3 protein-coding genes and 1 pseudogene are annotated in these 5169 nt (G+C 53.0%); 3 read left to right on the top strand and 1 reads right to left on the bottom strand.

Annotation, left to right across the window (positions count from 1 at the left end; all coding sequences use genetic code 11):
- Nucleotides 1-90 precede the first annotated feature (90 nt).
- A pseudogene (locus B8991_RS20720) lies at nt 91-480 on the top strand (transposase); the annotation flags it as partial.
- Nucleotides 481-823: 343 nt separating this feature from the next.
- Here B8991_RS20720 and B8991_RS20715 read toward each other — a convergent pair.
- Nucleotides 824-1066, bottom strand: coding sequence for a hypothetical protein (locus tag B8991_RS20715; RefSeq protein ID WP_084355179.1), 243 nt, complete (start codon nt 1064-1066; stop codon nt 824-826).
- Between the two features lie 130 nt (nt 1067-1196).
- On the opposite strand from B8991_RS20715, the gene B8991_RS20710 reads away from it, so the two are divergent.
- On the top strand, nt 1197-1910 hold the full coding sequence (locus tag B8991_RS20710; RefSeq protein WP_084355178.1) for an IS6 family transposase: 714 nt from the start codon (nt 1197-1199) through the stop codon (nt 1908-1910).
- A 495-nt stretch (nt 1911-2405) separates the two neighbouring features.
- Nucleotides 2406-5063 carry a calcium-binding protein gene (locus B8991_RS20700; RefSeq protein WP_084355176.1) on the top strand — a complete coding sequence of 886 codons (2658 nt, stop codon included), beginning with the start codon at nt 2406-2408 and terminating at the stop codon, nt 5061-5063.
- Nucleotides 5064-5169: the final 106 nt, after the last annotated feature.

The raw sequence follows: 5169 nt of genomic DNA, 5'->3' as shown, positions 1-5169 counted from the left end.
GCTCAAATCAATAACTACCGCCGCACGACCTCTCATCATCCGCTCCCAAGGCTGCCTCAAATCTATGATGACAACTTCGGTTCCGGGTGACTAGGGACCAGACCGGATGCCGACCTCGTAAATACCATGCTTGATGCAGCGGTAGAGACCATCGCTGACAGCGAAGCGCGGCCCATCGTCCACAGCGATCGCGGAGGCCACTATCGCTGGCCTGGCTGGCTGGAACGTATCGACGCAGCAAAGCTCGTTCGCTCGATGTCACGAAAGGCGAGCTCGCAAGACAATGCCGCATGTGAAGGCTTCTTCGGACGCCTGAAGACTGAGTTCTTCTATCCTCGCGATTGGCGAGCCTTCAGCGTGGCCCAGTTTATTGACGAGGTTGACGCATACATCCATTGGTATAACAAAACACGCATCAAGATGTCCCTTGGTGGCAGAAGCCCAATCGAGTACCGTAAAAGCCTCGGCCTTATGCCGTGAAAACAGTCCAAGTTTTTGTCCGCACCCCCGGTATTGTCACCGAGATTTCACCCGTCCCGTCGTTATGCTGTCTTCGTTACGATTTGATCATTGGTGGCGTTTTCTTTCGTTTCTGTTTTGCTGTTCCAGAGCTTGCTTTGAAGCGATAAACGTCATTTCGGGTTTCAAGAATGAGGCAGCGGCGGGTGAGGCGATCAAGTAACGTTCAATCCTCGTTGCAGAGGCGGCTCCGGCCTTCCACGGGCCATTTGCTGCGGGTGCCCAGATGACAGCGACCAGAGATAGGCTGCCTGTGCCGCATGCCGCGCTGTGTACATCGCGCAACTGCCCCAGGCGGACGAAGTCAGATGCCTTTCAACCTGTCGAGGATCTTTGGGTACACGGTGTCCTCGTACTGGGCGGCCCAGGCATAGTAGGGGTGCGTTTGTGGTTTCACGCCGAGTAGGTTGAATTTTCGATTATAGGCCTCGACGAACGCTTGCGGGATGGCGAAGCGGACGAGCACGCCCTTGGTCGCCTTTCGTGTGGCAATCCATTCCCTGTCTGGCATGTCGAACCTGTAGATGCTGGACAGCGCGATGGCCACCAGCTTGATGATGTCTTCCTGCGAGACGCCTGTTCTGGCCAGGTGCTCCTCGATCTCGGAGAGGTATTTTTCAGCGATGTGCAGGGCATCGTCAAGTTGCGGGTCAACTCACCTGGCGGTAGGTATCCTCATGACCAAACCCAAGCAATCCGGCGCTTTCAAAGGCCATCGTTTTCCTCATGAAATCATTGCCTACGCCGTCTGGGCTTATCACAGATTTCCTATGAGCTTGCGCGATGTTGAGGACCTTCTGGCCGCGCGCGGTGTTGTCGTCAGCTATGAGGCCATCCGCTCTTGGGTCGCGAAATTCGGGTTGAAATTTGCCAAGGTAATTCGCCGGAATCCTCCGGCAGTGGCGGATAAAAGGCATCTGGACGAAGTCGTCATTCCGATCAACGGCAAGAAATATTGGCTGTGGCGCGCCGTTGATAGCCAGGGCGACGTGCTCGACATACTCGTCCAATCTCGGCGCAATAGACGGGCCGCAGATCGGTTTTTCCGCAAGCTATTCAAGGCGTTTGGCGAACCACGGGTGATCGTCACCGACAAACTCCAAAGCTACGGGGCCGCCCTGAAGAAGCTTCCTCCGGGAATCGAGCATCGCAGCCATATTGGTCTCAACAATCGATCCGAAGGGTCGCACAGGCCGACCCGACGGCGAGAAAAGTGTATGGGCCGGTTCAAACCGCCCGGCCAAGCGCAACAATTTCTCACCGTTCATGATCAAGTCCAAAATGTCTTCCGACCGCGCCGCCACACCCTGTCTGCCGTTTGCTACCGTCAATCCAGAGCCGACGCACATTGTATCTGGGACGATATCACACGTGAGCTGAAGGCTGCTTGATATCTGGTGTCCCGGCTTTCGCTGCCAAGAATGCCGATAACTTGACGATCCCAGGTGATCTCATTCTCGGCCTCGACAGCTCGGCGATCGGCACCTTTGTCGAAAGAACCACGCGATTTACGATGTTGCTGCATGTGCCGCGAATGGACGGCCATGGAAGGGTCAGGTCCAGCAACAATGGGCCGGCTCTTGCCGACCATAGTGCCCAAGCCGTTTGCGATCCAATCCACCTACATTCGAGCGCTCTGACGATTGCAGTCGAGGCTAGAACCGCGAGACACTTAATCTGGTGGCAAGATAGGCAAAACTGACTTCAAGCGACAAGCCACATCGGAAATTTCGGCTTAGAGGTGCCCTTGCAGTATTCAATGACAACTCTGCCAAAATATGGTATCTAATCGCCATAGGCCTTTCAGTCTCTAAATTATTCATTTTAATACGCTTACCTATTCTAACGTCAAACAAAATGACTTTTTAAATTATGGGAACATTAAGATGACAACTCAGAGCATTGATCTGGACGGAGACACTTCGTTCTCAACATTCGGTCGCAATTTCAGTTGGTCGGGGCAGCGCATCGATCGCGTTTCGATAGGTTTCGACACGGCAACCGAGAATAACACGCTTAACGTCGCTCTTACAGGCGACGAGTGGGTTGTTCGGACAATGAATTTTTATAATGACGTTCCATCTTACACGTTCGACGTCAACATCACAGACACCAACGATGGCGTAATGCGGCGTATCGATACGTTGTTCCTATCTGATTATGGTCAATCAAATGTAACTTTGTTCAACACTCGGGTGAAGTTCATCCAAGGTAACAGTGATGCAGTTGTGACACTTGGCAGCCAGTTTCTTGCGGCGATTGATCTCTTCAACGGCACCCATACGGTTAATACCGGCTCGGGTGACATCGGTTTGCTGAAGCTCGGAAACGGAACCAATACTGTTAACGCCGGATCCGGTTTCATCATAGCCACAGATTTCGGTACAGGCTTCAACACGTTTAATGGCGCAGGCAGCAATATCGGCACCCTAAGAGCACGTGGCACGAATGACTTCACCTTGTCAGACGCAGATGCCGTCAGCCTTGGATCTCGCACGAGCACGGTCAATATAGACAATGGGTCTGTCGGATCATTGACCTCCTACGGTGGCACGAACACCATCAATATCGGTTCTATGGCCGCCGTGCGTAGTATTGGTTTCAGTGATGGCGTGGATATCCTTGATGTCTTTGGTCGCGTTGAGCAGGCAAGCCTTGGAGGTAATGACGATCTGGTCATTGTTCGCGTTGGTGGCGATATTGACCAGCTCAACGTGGGCGGCGGGAACAACACGATTCAATGGAATAGTGATCAGTATGGGAGTGTGATTTCCTATTCAGGCAATGACAGGCTGACTGTGAATTTTGGTGGGGCTATTGAGCAGGCATATCTTGGTGGGGGAAATAACATTGTTAATATTGTCAACGGCCAGATCAACGTTCTCAAAACCAACGAAGGATCAGACACAATAACCATCATCGATGGCCGGACCGACATTATTAACATGGGTGGTGGCACCAACATTGCAACGCTTGGACACCAGTTTGTCCAGTTCGTCAGCGGTTATGAAGGCAACGACACGGTGAATGTGGGGGCCGGTGGTGCGGGTACAGTCAAACTTAACAGTGGTGACAATACTGTTACCACGACAACTGGATTTGTGGATACCGTTATGACATCCGGTGGCGTTGACCGGATTACAATCGGCGCAGGCAGGGCCAAAACTATAGAATCCGGCGGTGGTAATGATATGCTTGACCTCATTAACGGGCGCGCCGATTTTATCGCCTCCGGTGATGGTAATGACACGGTCACGCTTGGCCAATTCGGTGCAAGATTTGTCGATTTGGGTGAGGGCGATGACGTATTATCGTTGTCGCGCTTTACACCCAATTGGGGCGTGGTGGCGCAGGGTGATAGCGGAACCGACACACTGGATCTGACTCGTTTCAATTCGGCCACCACTATATCGCTTGATACTTCTGCCTTCCAAAATGTTGGCGCCGAGGCAGGTGCACAAGATTTACCTGCGTTCGGCTATGTCTCGGTGATCCAGTTTGAGAATGTATTGACCGGGAATTTCAACGATCGGGTCGATGGGAGCAATGGAAGCAACGTCATCGATACAGGAGGAGGGAACGATCTCATTTATGCAGGTTCAGGCGACGATTTGCTCTATGGCGGCGATCAGTTTGACACAATCTTCGGTGGCGAGGGTAATGATACTGTCGATGGCGGCAATGGCCGTGATCTGGTCTATTTGGACCAGGGCAATGACCTATATGTCGACAATACGCAGGGCGGCGAAGTGGGCAGCGATACGGTGTTTGCAGGCATTGGTGACGACACGATTCAAGGCGACAACGGCGATGATGTGTTTCTCGGTGAATCTGGGAATGACCTGATTTATGCAGGTTTGGGAGATGATCTTGTCTATGGCGGCAACCAATCCGACACGATCTTCGGTGGCGAAGGCAATGATACCGTTGATGGCGGAAATGGCCGCGATCTGGTCTATCTGAACCAAGGCAATGATCTATATGTCGACAATACGCAGGGCGGCGTGTTGGGCCGCGATACTGTGTTCGCAGGTAATGGCGATGATACGATTCAAGGCGACAACGGCGATGATGTGTTTCACGGCGAGTCCGGGAATGACCTGATTTATGCAGATTTGGGCGATGATTTGGCCTATGGCGGCAATCAGTTCGACACGATCTTCGGTGGCGCGGGCAATGATACGGTCGATGGCGGTAATGGCCGTGACACCGTGTTTTTGGGCGATGGCAACGACGTTTACGTCGATACCGCGCAGGGCGGCGCGTTTGGCCAAGACACAATCACAGGCGGTGCAGGGGCCGATCAATTTGAGTTTGGGGCAGTGATATCGTCCGATGTGATCACCGATTTCCAGCTTGGAATTGATGAACTCCACCTGACCCAAAGCCTCTGGGGCGGCGGGCTGACGCAGGCGCAAGTTGTTAGCACCTATGCCAGCGTTATCAGCGCAGGCGTATTGCTCGACTTTGGCGACGACCAATCGATATTGCTGCAGGGCCTGACCAGCACCGCAGGGCTGCAGGACGATATCTTGCTGGGTTGAGGATGGCGGACGGCTTTGTTGATGGCGTGGATGCCCCTCCCGACGGCATCTCAATGTGCCATTGTGGTGAGTGTTAAAGCCATCACAAAAGGAAGGAGCATCCATG

Origin of the sequence: Primorskyibacter flagellatus (assembly GCF_900176485.1) — a bacterium.
In the GTDB taxonomy this organism is placed as follows: Bacteria; Pseudomonadota; Alphaproteobacteria; order Rhodobacterales; family Rhodobacteraceae; genus Primorskyibacter; species Primorskyibacter flagellatus.
Note: the sequence above shows the minus strand (reverse complement) of the source record. Positions and strands in the feature narration are given on the sequence as shown.

Excerpts from the sequence above, each read along its gene's own strand:
- B8991_RS20710 (WP_084355178.1), top strand. The coding sequence starts at position 1,197 with ATGACCAAACCCAAGCAATCCGGCGCTTTCAAAGGCCATCGTTTTCCT.
- B8991_RS20700 (WP_084355176.1), top strand. The coding sequence starts at position 2,406 with ATGACAACTCAGAGCATTGATCTGGACGGAGACACTTCGTTCTCAACA.